General features: G+C 72.3%; 20 protein-coding genes and 1 pseudogene. 9 read left to right on the top strand and 12 right to left on the bottom strand.

The features are described 5' to 3' along the window. Positions 1-26 precede the first annotated feature (26 nt). Complete coding sequence (locus ACZ6CV_RS16830) at positions 27-674, top strand: response regulator transcription factor (RefSeq protein WP_362376955.1); 648 nt, start codon at positions 27-29, stop codon at positions 672-674. A gap of 2,011 nt (positions 675-2,685) precedes the next feature. On the opposite strand, the gene ACZ6CV_RS16825 is transcribed toward ACZ6CV_RS16830, so the two are convergent. The 9 genes from ACZ6CV_RS16825 to ACZ6CV_RS16785 form a co-directional block, all read right to left on the bottom strand. Continuing rightward, entirely contained in the window at positions 2,686-3,789 is a 1,104-nt protein-coding gene (locus ACZ6CV_RS16825; protein WP_469251543.1) for an LLM class flavin-dependent oxidoreductase, read from the bottom strand. Between the two features lie 68 nt (positions 3,790-3,857). Next, positions 3,858-4,709, bottom strand: coding sequence for a CPBP family glutamic-type intramembrane protease (locus tag ACZ6CV_RS16820; RefSeq protein ID WP_469251542.1), 852 nt, complete (start codon positions 4,707-4,709; stop codon positions 3,858-3,860). After that, positions 4,706-5,548 (bottom strand): CPBP family intramembrane glutamic endopeptidase, encoded by an 843-nt coding sequence (locus ACZ6CV_RS16815; RefSeq protein WP_469251541.1) that lies wholly within the window; start codon positions 5,546-5,548, stop codon positions 4,706-4,708. Before ACZ6CV_RS16815 ends, ACZ6CV_RS16820 begins: the two co-directional genes overlap by 4 nt. Then, the gene (locus ACZ6CV_RS16810) at positions 5,526-6,896 is read right to left on the bottom strand and encodes a YcaO-like family protein (protein ID WP_469251540.1); all 1,371 of its coding nucleotides are present in this window, start codon (positions 6,894-6,896) and stop codon (positions 5,526-5,528) included. The genes ACZ6CV_RS16815 and ACZ6CV_RS16810 overlap by 23 nt, the downstream gene beginning before the upstream one ends. Then, the gene (locus ACZ6CV_RS16805) at positions 6,889-7,929 is read right to left on the bottom strand and encodes a TOMM precursor leader peptide-binding protein (protein ID WP_469251539.1); all 1,041 of its coding nucleotides are present in this window, start codon (positions 7,927-7,929) and stop codon (positions 6,889-6,891) included. The genes ACZ6CV_RS16810 and ACZ6CV_RS16805 overlap by 8 nt, the downstream gene beginning before the upstream one ends. 21 nt (positions 7,930-7,950) lie before the next feature. Next, a complete protein-coding gene (locus tag ACZ6CV_RS16800) occupies positions 7,951-9,201 on the bottom strand; it encodes a coproporphyrinogen-III oxidase family protein (RefSeq protein WP_469251538.1) in 1,251 nt (416 codons plus the stop codon). After that, complete coding sequence (locus ACZ6CV_RS16795) at positions 9,198-10,124, bottom strand: SagB/ThcOx family dehydrogenase (RefSeq protein ID WP_469251537.1); 927 nt, start codon at positions 10,122-10,124, stop codon at positions 9,198-9,200. The genes ACZ6CV_RS16800 and ACZ6CV_RS16795 overlap by 4 nt, the downstream gene beginning before the upstream one ends. A 41-nt stretch (positions 10,125-10,165) precedes the next feature. After that, positions 10,166-10,744, bottom strand: coding sequence for a VOC family protein (locus ACZ6CV_RS16790; protein WP_362376967.1), 579 nt, complete (start codon positions 10,742-10,744; stop codon positions 10,166-10,168). Between the two features lie 66 nt (positions 10,745-10,810). Continuing rightward, entirely contained in the window at positions 10,811-10,981 is a 171-nt protein-coding gene (locus tag ACZ6CV_RS16785; RefSeq protein ID WP_469251536.1) for a hypothetical protein, read from the bottom strand. Between the two features lie 247 nt (positions 10,982-11,228). Between ACZ6CV_RS16785 and ACZ6CV_RS16780 the strand changes: the two genes are divergently transcribed. Together ACZ6CV_RS16780 and ACZ6CV_RS16775 are read left to right on the top strand one after the other, a co-directional pair. After that, on the top strand, positions 11,229-12,176 hold the full coding sequence (locus tag ACZ6CV_RS16780; protein ID WP_469251535.1) for an ABC transporter ATP-binding protein: 948 nt from the start codon (positions 11,229-11,231) through the stop codon (positions 12,174-12,176). A gap of 1 nt (position 12,177) precedes the next feature. Continuing rightward, entirely contained in the window at positions 12,178-12,918 is a 741-nt protein-coding gene (locus tag ACZ6CV_RS16775; protein ID WP_469251534.1) for an ABC transporter permease, read from the top strand. Positions 12,919-12,939: 21 nt separating this feature from the next. Here ACZ6CV_RS16775 and ACZ6CV_RS16770 read toward each other — a convergent pair whose 3' ends face one another. Together ACZ6CV_RS16770 and ACZ6CV_RS16765 are read right to left on the bottom strand one after the other, a co-directional pair. Next, a complete protein-coding gene (locus ACZ6CV_RS16770; protein WP_469251533.1) occupies positions 12,940-13,134 on the bottom strand; it encodes a DUF397 domain-containing protein in 195 nt (64 codons plus the stop codon). Between the two features lies 1 nt (position 13,135). Further along, positions 13,136-13,987 carry a helix-turn-helix domain-containing protein gene (locus ACZ6CV_RS16765; protein WP_469251532.1) on the bottom strand — a complete coding sequence of 284 codons (852 nt, stop codon included), beginning with the start codon at positions 13,985-13,987 and terminating at the stop codon, positions 13,136-13,138. Positions 13,988-14,103: 116 nt separating this feature from the next. Here ACZ6CV_RS16765 and ACZ6CV_RS16760 point away from each other — a divergent pair. Further along, positions 14,104-14,439, top strand: a pseudogene (locus ACZ6CV_RS16760) (ATP-binding protein); the annotation flags it as partial. Positions 14,440-14,532: 93 nt separating this feature from the next. Beyond that, a complete protein-coding gene (locus ACZ6CV_RS16755; protein ID WP_469252002.1) occupies positions 14,533-15,222 on the top strand; it encodes an aspartate/glutamate racemase family protein in 690 nt (229 codons plus the stop codon). A gap of 152 nt (positions 15,223-15,374) precedes the next feature. Here ACZ6CV_RS16755 and ACZ6CV_RS16750 read toward each other — a convergent pair whose 3' ends face one another. Continuing rightward, positions 15,375-16,313, bottom strand: coding sequence for an RNA polymerase sigma factor SigF (locus ACZ6CV_RS16750; RefSeq protein WP_469251531.1), 939 nt, complete (start codon positions 16,311-16,313; stop codon positions 15,375-15,377). A gap of 250 nt (positions 16,314-16,563) precedes the next feature. Here ACZ6CV_RS16750 and ACZ6CV_RS16745 point away from each other — a divergent pair, with 250 nt between their 5' ends. From ACZ6CV_RS16745 to ACZ6CV_RS16730, 4 genes are all read left to right on the top strand, one after another. Continuing rightward, positions 16,564-16,932, top strand: coding sequence for an STAS domain-containing protein (locus ACZ6CV_RS16745; protein ID WP_355807272.1), 369 nt, complete (start codon positions 16,564-16,566; stop codon positions 16,930-16,932). A gap of 270 nt (positions 16,933-17,202) precedes the next feature. Then, positions 17,203-17,712, top strand: a complete 510-nt coding sequence (locus ACZ6CV_RS16740; protein ID WP_469251530.1) for an ATP-binding protein — start codon at positions 17,203-17,205, stop codon at positions 17,710-17,712. Positions 17,713-18,052: 340 nt separating this feature from the next. Continuing rightward, positions 18,053-18,796, top strand: a complete 744-nt coding sequence (locus ACZ6CV_RS16735; RefSeq protein ID WP_355807268.1) for an LPXTG cell wall anchor domain-containing protein — start codon at positions 18,053-18,055, stop codon at positions 18,794-18,796. Between the two features lie 55 nt (positions 18,797-18,851). Next, the gene (locus ACZ6CV_RS16730; protein WP_469251529.1) at positions 18,852-19,913 is read left to right on the top strand and encodes a COG1470 family protein; all 1,062 of its coding nucleotides are present in this window, start codon (positions 18,852-18,854) and stop codon (positions 19,911-19,913) included. The last annotated feature ends 60 nt before the right edge of the window (positions 19,914-19,973 follow it).

The raw sequence follows: 19,973 nt of genomic DNA, 5'->3' as shown, positions 1-19,973 counted from the left end.
AGGATGTCTTACGGGGGAGGCACGGAGTGGAGACCGACAACGTCGTATGGGCCCGGCACCGCGAGATCACCGTGCTGGTGACGGAGGACGACACGCTCGACCGCAAGGCCTTTACGCGCCTGCTGCAGCAGGAGCCGGGGCTGCGGCTGGTCGGCGGCGCGGGGGTCACCGGGGGCAGGGCCGACGTGGTGCGCGAGGCGGTCCGGTGCGCACCGGACGTGGTCCTGGTCGACCTGGAGCGGACCGAGAAGGCGCTGGAGACGGTGGCGACCCTGCGCAGACGCTGCCCGTGCGCGCGGTGCATCATCCTGACGACGGCGGGGGACGTGGCGCAGCTGCGGCGGGCGGTGGCGGCCGGGACGTGCGCGTTCGTCACGAAGAGCGTGTCGGTGACGGGGCTGTGGGACGTGATCCGGCGGGTCATGGCGGGGGAGCGGGTGCTCGATCCGGAGCTGTCCGTACGGGCGTTGCTCACCGAGCGATGTCCCCTTACGCCGAGGGAGTGCGAAGTCCTGGGCGTGGCGCGGCAGTCGGCGACGGTGGCGGAGATAGCGGCGGCCGTGTCGTTGTCCCCGGGGACGGTGCGCAACTATTTGTCGCGGGCGATCGCGAAGACGGGGGCGCGGAATCGGCATGAGGCGGCTGCGGCGGCGGCGCGGTTGGGGTGGATCTGAGGGGAGTGCGGTGACGTTGCGGGTGGGCGGGGGCGCCCGGATGTGAGCGGAGTGTGGGGGGCGGCGGGCGACGCTGGGATGGGTCATCCTCTTTCGCTGCCGGGTGCGGCCCGGCCCAAGGTGGGCGGGGGCCACGGTTTGGGGCTCGGTCCGGAGGTCACCCTTCGCCGGCCCGGTGCCTTCGATTCGTACCGGGGCCGCCCGGGTTTTGCGGAGTGTGGCGCCTCCGGGCCGGAAGTAAAGGGCGCCCTTCGGGCGTCGGCTCCGCCGATTCCGCTCCGCTCCACCCTTGACTCCCGCCCCTCCACCGCACGTTGACTTTTGACCCGGACGGCCAGGGGTGAGGCGGCGGGCGAGGCTGGGTTGGGTCATCACGTTTCGCTGCCGGGTGCGGCCCGGCTCATCGTGGGCGGGGCCCCCGTGCGAGCTCGGGCCCACGGCCCGTCTGGCCGGGTCATCCGCTCGCGCGGCCGGGTGCGGCCCGGCTCATCGTGCGCGGGCGCCACAGTGCGAGCTCGGCCACCCCGGCGGCATCGCTGCTCGGGTCATCGGCTAGCGCTGCCGGGTGCGGTCCGGCCCATCGTCGGCAGGCGTCACCTTCGAGGCGCTGCCCGGGACACGGGGCTGGCCTCTGGGGGTCTGGCACCTACTTTGGGAAAGTTGCGAATGAATATGCCGCACGCCCCCCTGTCACACCCCAAGGCGCCCCCGGAACCAACCAATCCGCCAAGGGGGATGGGGCGGATGGGTGCCCTGTGAGAGGTGGGGTTGGTGGGACCGGCGGGATCTGACGGCGCACGAGGTATGTGGGACGAATGAGTTCAGTGGGGCCACCGGGCGCGGCGGAGGGGCAGAACCCGCTCATCGACCACCCGCCGGGCGGCGCGCGGGGTGTGGCAGGGGGGCGCGCGAGAATCCGCTTCGCAACTTTCCCAAAGAAGGTGACCGAGGGGGAGGGACGGGATGGAGACGGGCCTGACGCCAGAGGACGGGCTTACGTCGCCGGGGCGCATCCGATCTGGCAAGGGGGCGCGCGGCGTCTCAATTCGCAACTTTGCCGAAGTAGGTGCCCGACCGCGAGCACCCGCCCGCGCAACCGACACCGCCTCGACCGCGACGGCCAGGCACGATGCCCCGGACCGCACCCGGGCGCGCAAGCCGATGACCCGAGCGGGGTGGCCGCGTGGCGGACCGGGCCGCGATCCTGACGCCCTCCCACGATGGGGCGGGTCGCACTCGGCGTCGAGAGGTGATGGCCCGGATGGCTGGCCCAGCCCAGACTCTGGCATCCGCTCACGATGGGCCGGTCCGCACCCGGCCGCGAGAGGTGATGGCCCGGGCGGCGAGGCCGCTGGGTTGGCCGAGCGTGCACAGTGGCCCCCGCCCACGATGGACCGGTCCGCACCCGGCGGCGAGAGTTGTTGACCCGGCCAGACCGGCCGTGGGCCGAGCCCGCGCCGTGGCGTCGGACCACGATGAGCCGGCCCGCACCCGGCGGCGAAGGCCGATGACCCGACCACACCGGCCGTGGGCCGAGCTCGCACCGTGGCCTCCGCCCACGATGGGCCGGGCCGCACCCGGCGGTGAGAGGTGATGGCCCGAGCAGCGTGGCCGGGCGGTTGGCCGAGCTCGCACTGTGGCGTCGGCGCGCGATGGGCCGGTCCGCGCCCGGCAGCGAAAGCCGATGACCCATCCCAGCGTCGCCCGCCGCCTCACCCCTGGCCGTCCGGGGCAAAAGTCAACGTGCGGTGGAGGGGCGGGAGTCAAGGGTGGAGCGGAGCGGAATCGGCGGAGCCGACGCCCGTAGGGCGCCCTTTACTGCCGGCCCGGAGGCGGCACACTCCGCTCACACCCGGGCGGCCCCGGTACGAATCGAAGGCGCCGGGCCAGCGACGGGTCACCTCCGGACCCCGGCCACGGTGGGCCGGTCCGTACCCTGCCGCGAGACGTGATGACCCGAGCGGAGTTGCCCGTTGGCCTCACAACCGGGTGGGCCCGGTGAGAAGCGAAGTCACCGGCCCACCGACGGTGCCGGGCCACAAGCCCCCGACGCCAGTTCAGGCAATACGGTCGCGCACAACCGCTCCACACTCGCCCGCGCCACCACCCCACCCACCGCCCCGAAGTCCACCTGCCACAAGAAGCCGTCCACGCCGAGGATCTCGGCGATCTGGGCGATGCGCTCCGCCACCCGGCGCGGGCCCCCCACCACCGCCCCGCCCAGCGTCCGGAACGACTCGGGGGTCATCGCACGGATCGCCCGGCTCATGCCCGTATAGCCGCGGTAGTCCGAGGACACCGTCGACGTCCACGCGTCGGTCGACTCGGCCCACACCCGCAGGTAGTGCGCGAGCAGCGGATCCGCCGTCGCGAACGCCTCGCGGTCGTCCGCCCCGACGTACAACGGCAGACTCGCCAGCACACGCGAACGCCCGCCCCCGCACCCGCGTCCGGCCTGGTCGAAGCTCTCCCGGTACACCGCGATGTGGTCGGCCATCTCCTCCAGCGGAGTCAGCGCCGGCGTCACCAGCAGGCCGTGGCCCTGCTCGCCCGCCCAGGCGAAACTCGACCGGGAGCGGACCGCCGCTATCCACGTCGGCGGATGCGGGGCCTGCACCGGCCGGGGCAGCGCCGTCGCCCCAGCGAACCGGAAGAACGGCGTGTCGACCGTGACCTTCTCCTCCGTCCACAGGCGCCGCACGGCGTCCACCGTGGCGACGAACCGTTCGCGGCTGCCGTCCATCGGCACCTCGAACGCCTCGAACTCGTACGGCAGATAGGCCCGCGCGAACCCGACGTCGAGCCGGCCGTCGCTGAGCGCGTCCACCATCGCCGCCTCCGAGGCGAGTTGGAGGGGATGGTGGAAGACCGGCAGCACGCAACCGGTCATCAGCCGCACCCGCCTGGTGACGGCGGCGACGCCCGCCAGGAACGCCAGCGGGCTCGGACAGTAACCGCCGTACGCGCGCAGATAGTGCTCGGTGATCTTCACATGGCTGAGCCCGGCCTCGTCGGCGTACCGGCTGAGGTCGAGCAGGGTCCGGAAGTACTCCGGCGCGGGCAGCCCGTGGTGTTCGGCATCGGGCAGGAACGACAGACCGTGCTCCAGTTCCATGGCGGATGTACCCCTTCTCCCAGCTCCGGGCGTTGGATTATCTGGATGACCTGGACGACCTGGATGACCTAGATGACCGCGAAGACGAAGAACACGATGTGGGCCACCACCAGCGGTGCCACATCCGGCACCGCCCAGAACACCAGGCCGTGCACGACCCCCATCACCACACCGCCCACCACGGGGAACATCGCGCCCTGCCAGGAGGACATGAAGAACGCCTGCATGACGACGAACAGCACGATGGAGGTGGTGAGCGCGACCGCGGGGCCCGCGTCGCGCAGCCAGGTCAGGGCGATGCCGCGGAACACCAGTTCCTCGGAGGCGACTTGGACCCCGGTGAGGCCGAGCGCCGCCCACAGCGGCAGCACCTTCAGGGCGGTGAGGTGGTGCCGGATCCATCCGCCGCGCGAACGCCCCAGCCAGGAGCGCAGGGACATCCCGTGGTCCTCGCGGGCCCGCGGCCGCACAGCGGTGGGTGTACGAGCCGCGGGCACACGAGCCGTACGAGCCGAGCCCACCCTCGTACGAGCCGAGCCCACCCTCGTACGAGCCGAAGACCCCCCACCCCCCGCCAACCGCACCTCGATCAGCCCCCGGCAGAGCAGCGACCCGATGGCCAGCTCGCCGACGCCGAGCAGCGCCCCGAGGACGAGCAGCTCCGGCCGGCCCAGGCCGCCGACCAGGATGCCGGGGCCGATGCCGCTCACGGCGAGCAGCGCCGCCACCACCACGACGTGGCTCGCCCCCGCCGCGGCCAGCTCGAAGACGTCCGCCCGCTGGGCGGTGCCCCAGCGGGCCGGGCCGAGCCGGGTCACGGCCGCGAGACGGCGCACGGCGCGGAACAGCACGGCCTTGCCCAGCCAGTAGTAGACGATCACGACGGTGACCAGGACGAGGACGCGCAGCGGCGTACTCATGGGCCCGTCCTGCGGGCCGCCGAGGGGCGCGCCCGGTGGTAGCGCCAGACCAGCAGGTTGAACAGCGCGTGCCCGGTCACGGCGGGCAGCACCGTCCCGGTGAGCAGCACGGCCCCCGTGCACAGCGCGGCCAGCGGCAGTTTCGACAGCACCTGGCCCCAGCCGAAGAACACGTGGGACACGGCGAAGACGAGCTGGACGCCGAGCACCGCGCCCGCCACCACGACCACCGGCCCGGCACGCAGGGCGAGGCCCAACAGCACGCCCCGGTAGACGAGTTCCTCGGCCGCCGCCACCGCGAGCAGCAGCGGAAGCCGGACCCGCAGGTCCGCCGAGGTCGGCGCGAAGTCGTTGCGCGCCTCGATGAGCCCGGTGCGCCGCCCGGCCGGAGCGGCGCCGCCGGCCGCGACCCCGGCGGGCCGCGCGTGCCCCGACCGGAGCGCCACCGGCCGGTCGTCCCGTACGGAGTGCCCGGCGCGCCGCCCCCACCACCGGGTCACACGCCGGTCGGCGCCGGTGGCCGCGTGCCCCACGGCCGGGCCGAGCAGCAGCCCCGCGGCGAGCCCCGCCCAGCCCGCGTCCCGTACCGGACGCAGGACGCCGGTGCCGAGCAGCGCGGCGCCACCGAGCACCGTCAGCGCGCACACCCCGAGGTGCAGGCCGAGCATCGGCAGCCGGCGCAGGCCCGCCCAGCGGGTGTGCAGATGGGCGGCGACGGTCATCGACGCGAGGCCGAGGACCACCACGGTGGCGGCGAGCAGCGGACGGGTGTCGGCCGGTATGGCGCCGGTCAGTTCAGGGGAACGGATGATCAGTTCAGGGGAACGGATGAGGGGCATGCCGCCGGAACCCTCCGTACGCCGCGAACCGGGGATGGGCCGCCGTCGGCGCGCTCGGCAGCGGCAGCGTGAGCAGATCGGGACTCCAGAACCGGGCGACGACGAAGCCGAGTTCGGCGGCGTCGACGGTGGTGAGGTCGCCGCAGTAGAGGCGCTTGTCCGTGTCGTGGAAGGCGCGGACGAGGGCGCGTACGGAGGTTTCGGGGGCGGCGGCGACCGGGTCGGGCGGCAGGTCGTCGGCGCCGGCCTCGTCGCAGTCGCCGTAGCGCGCCTCGACCACGCGGGCGCCCTTGGCGGACGCGGCGAGGACGACGTTGCTCTCCAGGTCGAAGATCGCCTCGTCACCGCCCGCAGTGCCGGAGCCTCCGGTACCCGTCGCGTGGTCCTGCACGCTCGTCCAGGTCGCCAGCGCCCGCACCCCCACACCCTCCAGGAACGCCTTGTACAAGGCCGACTCCAGGGACACGTCGGCGCCGAGGCCGACGGCGACCGCCGGGATCCGGCCACCCGGTTCGCGGATCAGACAGGCGACGGTGAAGCCGGGCAGGTCGGCGCTGGGCAGCAGATGGAACTCGGGCCGCCCGCCCAGCGGATGGCAGTGCCGGTCGACGAGCCGGAACAGCGCCGCGCAGCGCGCGCCGGGCCGGATCCGCACCGACCTGGTCCCGCCGTACCAGTGGCCGACGGCCGCGTCGATCTGCACCATCTCCTGGAGCGCGCCGAGGGCCGCCTTGTGCGGGTCGGTGTGGGCGGCGGTGCCGGTGGTGACGGCGGGCTGCACCCAGGGCTCGCCCTCGGCGTCGCGGATCACATAGCCGACGGTGGTCAGCTGGGCCGGCACCCAGGTGTCCGTGCCGTCGCGCAGACAGGTGAAGCGGCTCCACCCCAGCGGATCCCCGGGGCGCGGGCGCCGGAAGGGGAAGCCCTCGCTCGCCAACTGCTCGTCGGTGTAAGGGAGATAGGAGCCGACCGGGAAGTGCGGCTCGTCGGCGAGCTCCGCCTCGGCGGCGAACCGGACCGGGAACGCCCCACTGACGGCGGCCACGTACCCCGCGTAGCGCTCCACGACCTCGCCCAGCGTGCGGATGTGCGACTCGTACGGGCGCACGCCGTAGCCACCGATGTGGTAGCTGCCCAGCTTAGGCCGGGGCTGTTCGCGCAGGACGTGCACGCCGGTCAGGTCACCGCCGGAGACCATGAGGCGGGGAGCGTACCGGGGCCGGGTGAGGAAGCCGAGCTGGGGCATGAGCCCGCACAGCGGCGCGTGCATGCGGCGGCGCAGGCGCCGGGTCTGGCCGTCGGGCGGCTCGACCACGCGGAGCCCCGACGCGGTGCGCAGCTCAGGCATCGACCCACCGCCTGACGTCGAAGTACACCTCGGTGCCGTCGCGTTCGGGCACCGCCCCGCAGGAGGGGCAGCCGGGCAGCCTGAGCACCTCGGAGTAGACCATCTCCATCGACGGCAGATAGACGCCGAGCACCTTGCCGACCGTGCTGGTCATGCCGGTGACCGCCATGTTCAGCGCTTCGAGCGCGGTGTGCGAGGCGAGTAGCGAGGAGAGGACGCCGGTGCCGCCGTCGCCGTGCTCCGCGCCCGGCCCGTCGGAACCGGCCAGGGCCTTCTTGTAGCGCTGGTAGGCGGCGCCCTCGCGCAGGTTCATCACGACGCGGGTCTCGAAGCAGGTGAAGCACGCCGTGCTGTCCGGCACGAAGGTCGGGCCGACCAGGAGCAGCGGGCCGTCCAGCGCCGCCTGGATCCACGGCGTGCCGAGCGCGAGCGCGACGCGGTTCAGGACGGCGAGCCGCAGCGGGTGCACCGTGTCGGCGACGTGGACGAGGAGGCTGCCGCGCCAGTCCTCGAAGTGTTCCACGAACCGTTCGAAGGCCAGGCCGTCCTCCAGGACGTCGAGGGGGCAGTCGTCGAGGAGCCGCAGCTGCTCGGCGTGGGCGCCGGGCGCGCCGACGGTGAGCTGCTCGTGCGCGCCGAGCAGCCCGGACACCCGCGCCGCCGCCGCGCCGCCGAGGACGCGTACGTCGGGCAGCGTGGCCTGCTCCACGCGTCCGCTCGCCGTGCGGTCGAGGAACGCGTCGAGCGCGCTGGAGGGGCCGTGCTCCAGGACGGCCAGCTGGTCCAAGTGGTCGATCAGCGCCTCCAGTTCGGTCCGGGTGACGCCGGCCTCCTTGGCGAGTTCGGCCCGGTCCCTGGTGCCGTCGAGCCCGCTGACGAGGGTGCTGAGGCGGCCCGCGCCGCTGTGGTCGACGAGCGTGATGGACTGCGGATTCCATACGCCGGAGCGCAGTTCCACCGTGTCGCGGTCGTGCGGGACCACCGAATACACGGACTTGATGCGCACGGTGCGGCTGGTGCGTCGCGTGGACACGGACTTCTCCTCCCGGTCGGGTCAGCCCATGAGTGCGGCGGCAGTCACGGACAGGTCGGTGCGCCCCTGCCGGGGCGCGTTCAGGTACTGCAGCTCGATGAAGGCGTCGGCGATGTCGCCGGGAGGCAGCCGCAGCCCGTCCTCGTCGCGCTCCACGGTGGTGACGGAGGCGAAGAAGTCCAGGAGGGTGCGGCAGGCGCGCTGGTCCATCACCTCGTCGAAGGGGCGCCCGGTGCGCCGCTCCCACCACTGCCTGCGGGCGCCCTCGTGGGTGGTGAGGGACTGGTAGAGCAGCCGGGGCGCGATGGCGGCCGAGGCCAGGTCGTACTCCTCGTCGAAGGCGAACGGGTCGCGGTTGTAGTCGAGGAGCCGGCCGCGGGCGTGCGCGAGGTAGCGGCCGCCGAGCACCGAGGTGGCGCCGGAGCCGAAGCCCGCCCAGTCGCAGCGCAGCTGGAAGTAGGCGAGGTCGCTGTGGCAGAGGTGGTCCGGCGTCCCGAAGTGGCTCATCGCGTACTCCGGGAAGCCCGCGTCGACCAGCAGTTCGGCGCCCACGGCGTACCCGCGCTTCTGTTCGTCGCGGTCGATGTGCCGGTTGCCGCGGCCCAGTTGGCGGCGCATCACGGTGCCGTGCGCGGGCCGGTAGGGGTAGAGCGCGACATGGGTGAGGGGCAGGTCGAGGGCGGTGCGCACGGCGTCGCGGGTCTCGGACGGCGGCTGGCCGGGGAAGCCGCAGATCAGGTCGATGCTGATGTCCTCGAACCCGGCGTCGGACGCCTCCTGGACGATGCGGCGGGCCCGGTCCGCGTCGTGGCTGCGGCCCAGGGTGCGCAGCCGGTCGTCGTCGAAGGACTGCACGCCGCTGCTCAGCCGGGTGAAGCCGACCTCGCGGAAGGCCGCGAGCTTCTCCGGCTCGAGGGTCTCGGGGCTGCACTCGATCGTCGCCTCGCGCAGCCCGTCGCGGAGCGGGAACGCGGCGTGCAGGGCCGCGCCCACCTTCGCGATCTCCTCCAGGGTGAGGATGGACGCGGTGCCGCCGCCCCAGTACAGGATGGTCGGCCGGTATCCCGCGGCCCCCAACGCCGCGCCCCGCTCGATGAGTTCACGGCAGAGGGCGTCGATGTACCGCAGGCGCGGCTGGTCGGTCTCCGTGAGCAGCAGCTCGGAGGTGGGGACCTCCGTCACCCAGTCGCAGAAGTGGCACTTGGAGCGGCAGAACGGGATGTGCAGATAGACGAGGAGGTCCCGGTCGGCGCCCTCGGCGTAACCCTTCACTCCAGCCTCCCCAGGACCACCGCGTGCACGGCCGCCCGCAGCACCCCGTCGATGTCGAGCGCCGCGTGCAGCTCGTCGTCGACGAAGCTGGCGCAGTCGGCCGAGCCGAGGCCGAGCGAGGTCACCGCGAGATGCATGTTCTGCGCGATGGCACCGGCCTCGTGCAGGACGAAACGCAGCCCGCGCGGCCCGTACTTGCGCATGCTCCGCCAGGGGCTCGCCACCATGACGACGAGCGCCGCCGCGGTGTCGAAGGCGATCGCCGTGCCGGGCGTGGCGAAGGCGTCGAGTACGCGGTCGACGCCGGCCCGGCCGTCCTCGCGGACCAGTACGTCGCGCACCGGCTGGTAGCGGTAGAGGCCCGGGTCCAGGCCGGTGACGTCGAGCGCGACCACGTGCAGGGCCACCGGGAACAGCCCGCCCCCGCTGGGCGCCGTACGGAAGCGGAACGTCTCGTGGCCGCCGCGCAGCAGCTCCACGTCGGCCTCCGCGGTGAGCCCGTCGGCCAGGCGCAGCACGGTCGCCAGCTCGGCCGCGGCGATCGGGTCCCCGCTGTAGCGGCGTACGCTGCGCCGCCGCATCAGGGCCTCGCCGAGCTCCATGGTGGCCGCGACGGACGCCGGGAGTTCGGTGCGCTGGTGGGCGGCGACGGGGTCGTCGTCGAGCTGGGCGAGGGTGGTGACCATGGCGTCGCCGAAGTAGTCCGACGCGGACAGGACGCCTTCGCGGTCGTGGGCGCGCAGCCGGCTCGCGGCGAGGAACTCCTCGGCTACCCGGCTGCCGGCGGGGCCGGCCGGTTCGGCGCCCAGGTTGTCGAACCGGAGCTGGTGCGTGCGCACGCCCACCGCCCGCGCCTCGGGCGCCAGGACGCGGTAGGCGTTGATGCCGAGGCTGAACTGGGTGAGACCGGAATCCTCGTTCATGCGGTGGGCCCTCCTGACCGGCGCCGCTTCAGACGTCGGCTTCAGTCGTCGGCCGCGTCGGCCGGATCGTTGGCGTCGAACATCTCGGTGGTGGCCGGCACCCGGCGGGCGAGCGCGATGGACTGGTCCTTCAGCTGCTCCGCGGTGACCGGTCGCGCGTACGCGCCGAGGGCGAACGTCGCGTGCGCCCACTCGCTGAGCTCGACGATCCCCATGCGGTTGCCCTCGGCGTCGTGCAGGCTCGCGCCCCGGCCCATCGAGTCGCCCGCCTCGCCGCGGAAGAAGGGGCTGTCCCGGAATTGATCGCGGAACTCGTCGCGGATCTTCCGGGGGAGCGGAAGGTCATAGGGGCCGGCCACGACGGTGCCGCCCGCCGCTTTCCACGACACCAGCGCCGCGTCGATGTCCTCGACGGCGAACATCAGTGTCACGCCCTCGCCGGGAAAATTCCGCTTGTTGACGGTGAGGAGTATTCCGTCGCTGGAGACCGGGGCGTGGAAGGATATCTGGTCCGGCGAGAGCGAGCGGGCGAGCCGGAGCCCGAGGAAACTCTCGTAGAAATCGATTCCGGCGTCGACGTCGTCGACGGGCACATTGATGATGACGGGTTTGGGAATCATCGGATCGCCTCTCTCCTTCCGGGGTGGAGGTGCCGGGCCACACCCACGCGCCCGGCACCCCATCTCTCACGCCAGCGGGCGCACCACGGCCCCGCAGGACGTGGACGTACAGCCTGCGCAGCAGGAGGACGCCCCGGGCACCACGACACCGAAGGCGCCGCCGTCGGCCGCGGACACCAGGCCCGGCTGCAGGGCCGAACTGCGGTGCTCGACGACGATCACGCTCTCGATCTTCAAGTGAATTCACCTCCCGGATCATTTATCGGTGCGGTGCGGAACGTAAATCAGGAATGTTCCGCACAAGTGCCCAAAGTATTGGAAGCGTGGAGCGCGGCTGTCAACGAAGGATTCCAGATGTTGCGTCATCAATTACCGGTGACAAAAGTCATCGGTAAGCGATCGCGGACCTTTACGGAAATGATCTACTGCTACTCTGGCGCGGCTCGGTTACGTCGGGAATTGGGGCGAGCGGCGAGGGGTGAGGATGGCGGCGGCAGAGGTGCTGGTGCGCGTGCGCGAGGTCGACGTCGTCCGGCGCCGCAAGGGATCCCGGCGCCGCGAGGAATCCGAGGTGCACGCCCTGTCCGGGGTCAGCCTCGCCGTGCGGCGCGGCGAGCGGGTGGCGCTGCTCGGCGCCAACGGCGCGGGCAAGACGACGCTGACCCACGTCATGCTCGGCCTGCTGCGCCCGCGCGCCGGCACCGTCGAGGTGCTCGGCGGCCCGCCGGGCCCCGCCCTCGCGGCCGGCGAACTCGGCGCGATGCTGCAGGAGTCCGGCCTGATGCGCAACGTACGCGTCGGTGAACTTCTCACCCTGGTCACCGAGTTGTACGGCCGACGGACCGCCGCCGAAGTCCTGGACGAGTGCGGCCTCGCCCAACTGCGCGCCCGCCAGGTGACCCAGCTGTCCGGCGGCGAGCGGCAGCGCCTGCGGCTCGGCCTCGCCCTCGCGGGGCTGCCGAAGCTGCTCTTCCTCGACGAGCCCACCGTCGCCCTCGACGTGGCGGCCCGCGCCCGCTTCTGGGAGATCCTCAACGAGCGGGCCAGGGACGGCGCGACGGTGCTTTTCACCACCCACTACCTGCACGAGGCGGAGAAGTTCGCCGACCGCGTCGTGGTGCTCAGGGCCGGCCGGATCGTCGCGGACGCCACCGTCGGCGAGCTGCGCTCGGCCTTCACCGAGAGCCGCATCTCCTTCCGTACGGACGAGCCGCTGCCCGGCAGCCTGCTGCGCGGCCTGCCCGGGGTCCGCACGGCCGAGGAGTGCGACGACGGCACCCACGTCCTGACCACCACCGACAGCGACGCGACGCTCGCCGCGCTCTACGCCAAGGCCGGCGGCGCGGAGGGCACCGTGCCGCGCCGCCTCACGCTCACCTCGGCCTCCCTGGAGGACGCCGTCGCCACCCTGCTCGACGAGGAGGCGCGCTGACGTGCTGCGTTACGCGAAGCTGGACACCCTGTGCCTCATCCGCAGCGGCTACTTCCTCACCTTCTCGGTGCTGTTCTCCGCGGGCTTCTACCTGATGTTCACCGTGGTGGCCTCCGACGCCATCTCCGACAGCCCGCACTTCGCCCGCGACTACATGCTCTCGATGTCGGTGTCCGGCGCGTTCTTCGGCGCGCTCAACGGCGCGGGCATCCGGCTCGGCGCCGAGCGCGGCGAGGGCTGGGCCCGGCAGATCCTGCTGACCCCGCTCTCCGGCCGCGCCTACCTGGGCGCCAAGGCGCTCACCGCGTGGCTCGCCACGCTGCCCGCGACCGTGGTGGTCTTCGCCCTCGGCGCGCTGGTCAACGACGTGTCGATGCCCGCCGCCGACTGGCTCGCCGCCCTCGCCGTCATCTGGGGCGCCAGCCTCGTCTTCGTGGTGGCGGGCCTGGCCGTGGGCCTGGTCGCGGTCGGCGAGGCCGCGCAGTTCACCTGCCTCGGCGTCTTCTTCCCGCTGGCGCTGCTCGGCGGCCTCTGGTTCCCGCTCGACGACTTCCCCACGGGGTTGCGGCGCGCCGCGGACTACCTCCCGACGCGCTGCCTCGACCAACTGGCCGCGCTGGTCACCCCCGGCGGCCCGGACCCGTCCCCGCTGCGCCCGCTCCTCGTCCTCGCGGGCTGGGGCGCGGCCCTGCTCGCCGTGGTCCTGACCCGCTCGAAGGCGGCGGTTCTGGCCAGGGTGTGAGGGCGGGGTCCCGCCGCCCCGTCAGACGGGGAGCTCCCCCCTGACGACGGCGCCGACGAAGGGCACCCAGGCGCCGACCCCGACCACGAGCGCGGGCCCACCGACCACCTTGGAGTCCCGCACGGGAACGACACCGGGCGCCCCGTCGGCGACCTCGACGCAGTCGCCGCCCGAGCCGTTGCTGTAGCTGCTCTTGCGCCAGCGCGCGGTACTCAAGTCAATGCTGTGGCTTGCCATTTCGATAATCCTCAGCCGCTTCCTCGATCATGGCCAGGGACGCCTCAGGCGGCAGTGCGGCGGCCCTGAGCAGATCGTACGACCTGCGGTAGTCCTTCACGAGCCGCGGATAGTCGATGAGTTGGCCGCTGTGCAGCCCCTCCGTGTAGACCACTGGAGGGGCGTCCGGGAATGTCATGACCTTGGTCATGCCCATCATGAACGGGTGGGCGGCCGCCGTTTCCGGGAGGATCTGCACAACACCCTGTACGGACCGGATCACCGAGGCGATGTGCTCCAGCTGTTCCGCCATCCGCCCTGGGGGCAGAAGTGGCCTGCGGATCATCGGCTCGTGCAGGATCGCCCAGAAGGCCGGAGGCGTCTCCGACTCCCACAGCTCCGCGCGCTCCATGCGTGCGGTGACTTGCCTCTGCACGGTGTCCGGGCGCAGCCAGGGCAACGACGTCCGTACGACGCCCTCTGCGTAAGAGAACGTCTGCAACAACCCGGGAACCAGCATCGGCGCCCACTCCTCGATGGACTCCGCATACCGCTCCATCTCCGCGACATCCGCGAAGTACTCCGCGTGCCCACCCTGCCGCGCCCGGCGCGCATCTTCGCAACGGCGCTGGAAAAACCCGTCCGTCGACAGCTTCTCGTCGACGTGCCGGGCCAGATCACCCGGCATGCGCCGCTCACCGCGCTCGATCTGGCTGAGGAACGACACCCCGCGGTAGCTGCCGTCGGCCAGCCCTTCGAGGGTGAGGCCCGCGGCCTCTCTCTTGAAGCGCAGCTCCGCGCCGTAGAAGGCCGGCACGCTCGCCGACGCGTCGGGATCCTTACGAGGAGGCACAACACACCACCACCATTTGCCAGTTGCCCTGCGCAACCCGAACCCCTGTCACGCTACGCCGCCCCACGCCACTGTGTGACCGCAACATCACAGAGCGCACCGGAAGGCGTACCCCCATGCGAGACCCCCGCTTCGAAATGGCCCTGCTCGCCTTCCCGAAGGCGGTCCCCGCGCTGCGACGGGCCCTGCGCGGGTACGACGGCCCGTACCCCGACCTGCCCCTGTGCGCCACCGAACTGCTCAGCAACGTCATCCGGCACCTCGGCGAAGGCACCCCCGTGACCGTGCGCGTGACCGGGCACGCCGGGCGGATCCGCGTGTCCGTGACCGACCCGGACCCCCGGGCCTGGCCCCTGCTGCGCCGCGCGGACGGCGACGACGAGACGGGGCGGGGCCTCGCCCTGCTCGCCGCGGTCTCGCTCCGCTGGGGCGTGGACCAGGGACCCGACACCAAGACCGTCTGGTGCGAACTGGAACGTGCGCCCGCCGGACATCCGGCGCCCTGTACCCGACCTCCGGCCCCCCGGACCCGGCATGCTGGCCCCATGAAGACCATCGGCCTCATCGGCGGCATGAGCTGGGAGTCCAGCGCGGAGTACTACCGGCTGCTCAACGAACGCGTACGGGAACGCCTCGGCGGCCTGCACTCCGCCCGCTGCGTGCTGTACTCCGTCGACTTCGCCGAGATCGAGCGGATGCAGGCGGCGGGGGAGTGGGAGCGGGCCGGCGAGGTGCTGGCCGCCGCCGCCAAAGGAGTCGAGGCGGCCGGAGCCGACCTCGTCCTCCTCTGCACCAACACCATGCACAAGGTCGCCGACCAGGTCCAGGCCGCGCTCTCCGTACCGCTGCTGCACCTCGCCGACGCCACCGCCGAGGCGGTGCGGCGCGCGGACGTGCGCCGGGTGGGGCTGCTCGGGACCGCGTTCACCATGGAGCAGGACTTCTACCGGGAGCGCCTCGCCGCGCACGGCCTCGACGTGCTCGTACCGGATGACGAAGGGCGGGCCGTCGTACACCGCGTGATCTACGAGGAGTTGTGCCTCGGCGTCGTGCGCGAGGATTCCCGCGCCGCCTACCAGCAGGTCATCGGCGACCTCGTGGCACGCGGGGCGGAGGGCGTGATCCTCGGCTGCACGGAGATCGAGCTGCTCATCGGGGCCGAGCACAGCCCGGTGCCGGTCTTCCCGACGACCCGCCTGCACGCGGAGGCGGCAGTGGACGCGGCACTGGCGTAACAGGGGTAAGCACCCAGACCCACCGCTTGGGGTGTAGGCCCGCACGGGTCGGGCAGGGGAACGACTGTGGGGCCCGCCTCCTTCAACAGGCGGGCCCCACAAGGCCGTTCAAGCACACGCAACACGCTGTTCAGGCGCAGCGCAGCGTGCCGTTACTCCTCGACCGTCAGCCCCTTGCGGAGGCGGACGAGGGTGCGCGAGAGCAGGCGCGAGACGTGCATCTGGGAGATGCCCAGCTCCTCGCCTATCTCGGACTGCGTCATGTTGGCGACGAAGCGCAGCGAGAGGATCTTCCGGTCGCGCGGCGGCAGTTCGGCGATCAGCGGCTTCAGCGACTCGACGTACTCGATGCCTTCGAGGCCGTGGTCCTCGTAGCCGATGCGGTCCGCGAGCGCGCCTTCGGAGTCGTCCTCCTCGGGCTGCGCGTCCAGGGAGCTCGCCGTGTAGGCGTTGGACGCGGCCATCCCCTCGACGACCTCGTCGTTGGAGATGCCCAGGCGCTCGGCGAGCTCGCCCACCGTGGGGGCGCGATCGAACTGCTGGGCGAGCTCGTCGCCCGCCTTGGCGAGGTCCAGCCGGAGCTCCTGCAGCCGGCGCGGAACCCGTACCGACCAGCTGGTGTCACGGAAGAAGCGCTTGATCTCACCGACGATCGTCGGCATCGCGAAGGTGGGGAACTCCACGCCGCGGCTGAGCTCGAAGCGGTCGATCGCCTTGATCAGGCCGATGGTGCCGACCTGGATGATGTCCTCCATCGGCTCGCTGCGGGAGCGGAACCGGGAGGCCGCGAACTTCACCAGGGCGAGGTTCAGTTCGACCAGGGTGTTGCGGACGTACGCGTATTCGTGCGTGCCTTCTTCCAGCGACTCGACGCGCTCGAAAAGGGTCTTGGACAGGGCCCTCGCGTCCACCGGGCCCACCGTGTCGTACGGCGGGATCTCCGGGAGCTCGGGAAGATCGTGGATCTCCGCCACGGCCTCCGGAACCGACAGGGACGTGTCGGCGGGGTCCGGGATCGTGGTCGCGGAGAGTTGCGGCGGGATTGTCGACGACGCCTGGTCAGTATGCGATTCGTCGAGCCGGGGTGACATGGGTGTCCTCCATCGTTCTCGGCATATGGCTGCCGATGCCCATACGTGCACTGCGGTGTGCGGCGCCTCCAAAGCCGTCCGTGTCGATTGCTGTCTCTACTACCCCTACCCGCTTCCGCGCGTCGGTCGCAAGTGCGTTAGGCGGTGAAATGTCCGAATTCAGGGGGATGTTCGGGTACCGGCGGGGCGTGGTGAGGGCGTAGTGTTCGGGGGCGTCATCAACAGCCACGACGGTCGGAAGAGAGTGACGATGGACCGCGGGACGGTCGGCAGCGCGCACAGGGGCCGGCTTCTGGTCGAAGTGCGAAAGACGGGCACCAGTGCCGTGGTGACCCCGGCGGGTGAGCTGGATCACCACACCGCCGACGTGTTGCGCGAGCCGCTGGAGAAGTGCCTGGAAGAGGGCTATGCGCGCTTGGTCGTCGACTGCTCGCGGCTGGAGTTCTGCGACTCCACGGGGCTCAATGTCCTGCTCGGGGCGCGGCTCAAGGCCGAGTCCGCGGGGGGCGGGGTGCACCTGGCCGGGATGCTGCCGGTGGTCGCCCGGGTCTTCGAGATCACCGGTGCCGAGGCCGTCTTCTCCGTCCACGCGACGCTCGACGAGGCTCTCGGTGAGTGAACCGGTGGCGGCGGAGAGTGATGATGCAGGGGTTGCGCGCGAAAGTTATGCGTCGGTTGCCTTTGTGTGATCATGACGTTACCGGTGTCACGGGGACCGAGTGGAACAAGTGGGTGTTCTCACGGTTCGTCCGGGCAGGAGAGACCTGGATCCGTCGACAACGGACCTCACGCCACTCGTCAGAACGGCAAGCAGCCGATGTCCCCTACTCGTCCCGAGTTCTCTTCCATCCAGAGTCCTCAGTCCTCTTGTCGGTGAGGTGAAGCGCTGATGAGCACCACCCGGCCTTACTCGCCGGGCGACCGCGGCCCGGAGTCCGAGGCCGCAGTCGCGGACGCTCCCGCGGACCGGGTCTCCGGATCGTCTGCGGGCCGCCAGGTCCGCAGGCTCAGCCTGACCGGGGAGAGCGGCATCGTCCCGCTCGCCCGGGACTACACCCGCCAGGCGCTCCAGGCGTGGGGCTGGCTGCCCGCCGAGGGCGCCGACCGGCGCGCCGCCGCCGAGGACGTCCTCCTGGTCGTCTCCGAACTGGTGACCAACGCCTGCCTGCACGCCGAGGGCCCCGACGAGCTCTGGCTCTCCAGCGACGGCAAGGTGCTGCGCATCGAGGTCTCCGACCGGGGTGCGGGCGAGCCCACGCCCCGCACCCCGCACCGCGCGGGCCGGCCCGGCGGCCACGGCATGTTCATCGTCCAGCGGCTCTGCCTGGACTGGGGCGTCGTCCGGAGCCCCGGGGTGCCGGGCAAGACGGTGTGGGCGGAGATGGGCGCTCCCGCCTAGGTCCGCCCGCTCGGGCCCGCCCCTCTCGGGGTCGGCTCCCTCTCGGGGCTGGCTCCTGCTCGGGGTCGGCTTCCTCTTGGGTCGCCTCCCTCTCGGGGGCGGCTCTCTCTCAGGGCTGGCTCCCGCTCGGGGTCGGCTCCCTCTCGGGTCGGCTCCCGCTCGGGGTCCGCCCCTGTTACCCACGGTTCGTACGCGCGCCGGATCACCTGGATCCGGCGCGTTCTTTGTCTTCCCTCGGCAAGGCCCCGGGCGTACCTTGAGCGCCCAATCTGATGTGCCGTCAGCAACACAGGTAACTCCGCACCGCGGCACGCCACGACCGGCATGAGGGGACAACGAGGTGTCGCACACGAAGAAATCGGCCGCGCTCGCGCTTGCCGCCGCCCTGGCCGGCGGTTCAGCGGTGCTGATGGCCGCCCCCGCCGCGCAGGCCGCCGTCCAGGACGTCAACTACCAGTGCAAGACGCCCATCGGGAACAAGGGGGCCGTCTCGCCGATCGACATCAAGAGCGTCAAGAGCGGCAGCGGCTACAAGCTCACCATGTCCTTCCAGAAGGGCGTCTCCTCCAGCCCCGTGGAGCTCGGCAAGGGCGCGATGAAGCCGAGTGCGGTGATCAAGGTGGGCGGGGCCGACAGCGGCACCGTGCCGGTCTCCGGAGCCCCGAACTCCGCGGCGATCCCGGCCAACACCCCCATCAAGATCAGTGACTTGTCGGGGACGTACACGCCCAAGAAGAGCGGCAAGGTCACCTTCACCGCGGGCGTCCTCACCATCAAGGCGCTCGGCACCACCACCACGTGCACGCCGTCCAACAACCCCAAGCCCTCCCTCGAACTCGACGTGAAGGGCTCCGGCGGCTCCGACTCCGGCAGCGGCGGTACGACGGGCGGTTCGGGCGGGACCGGCGGCTCCGGCACCTCCGGTGGCTCGAACAACGCTCCCTCCGGCGGCGAGGAGCTCCCGCAGACCGGACCCGCGGACTCCGCCGTCGCGCTCGGCACCCTCGGCGGCACCGTGCTGCTCGCCGGTGCGGCCGGCGCGCTCTGGCTGACCCGCAGGAACCAGGCGGCACGCACGCGGTAGCGCGCCCGGACGGACCGCAGAAGACCGACCGCGTACGCAGGACCAGGAGCCGCCGATGCCGCCGATGCCGCCCGAGCCGTCGATTCCGCCGAAGCGGCCGATGAGGTCGGCCGCGCGGGCTGCGGCCGTGCGGGCCGGGGCCGTGCGGGGCGCGCTGTGCGCCGTCGCCCTGGTGGCGGCGGCCGCGGTCCCCGCGCACGCGGACGGTGGCGGCTCCGCGCCGTGGACAGCCGCGCCCTCCGCGGGCGGCGGCACCCGGCCGGCGAAGGACGGGCGGCCCGCCTTCTACGCGGAGGGCACCCCCGGCTCCGTACTCCAGGACACCCTGTCCGTCACCAACCCGGGTCCGAAGCCCCGCACCGTCTCGCTGCGGGGTGCGGACGCGGGCAACACCGCGTCCGGGGCGGTCTCCGTCACCCCGGCCAAGGGCAGGCCGAAGGACACCGGGGCCTGGCTCGCCTTCGCGCGCCGGCGGGTGACGGTGCCGCCGCGGACCCGCGCCGAGGTGCCGTTCACGGTGACCGTCCCCGCCGGCGCGCTGCCCGGCGACCACCCCGGCGCGATCGTCGCGAGCGGCGGCGGGCGCACGGTGGGTGTGCGGGTGCATCTGCGGGTGAGCGGGCCGACGCTCTCCGCGCTCACCGTCGAGCGCGTCAAGCTGGACGCCGACGCGGACCGCATCACGTACGACCTGGTCAACCGCGGCAACACCGTGCTGACCCCGCGGCTCGCGGTGCACGTGGACGGCGTGTTCGGCACCCTCCTCGACCGTCCCGCGCGGACGCTGCCCGTCGAGTTGCTGCCCGGCCGCCGGGTCTCCCTGACCGAGCCGTGGAAGGACGCCCCGGCGCTCGACGCGGTCGACGTCGAGCTCACGGCCACGGCAGCCGGCGGCGCCAGGGACACCGCGTCGGGCTCGGCCCGCCTCGTGCCGTGGGGCGCCGTGGCGGGCGTGGGCGCACTGCTGCTCGGCGCCGCGGGCGGCGTCATCGCTCTCGTACGCAGACGGCGGCGGCGCCCCGAAGAGCCCGGACCGGAGGCCCATCGGGAGGCGGAGGACCAACAGGAGGACGGCGCGCAGGAGTTGGCCCGAGCGGGGACTGGAGGAGAACTGTGAACGGGAAGAACAGGTCCGGCCCCGCTGATGGCCCCGCTGACGGCCCCGCTGACGGCCCCG

The sequence above is a fragment of the Streptomyces sp. NPDC041713 genome, assembly GCF_055591085.1.
This window is presented reverse-complemented; position numbering and strand designations above follow the sequence as displayed.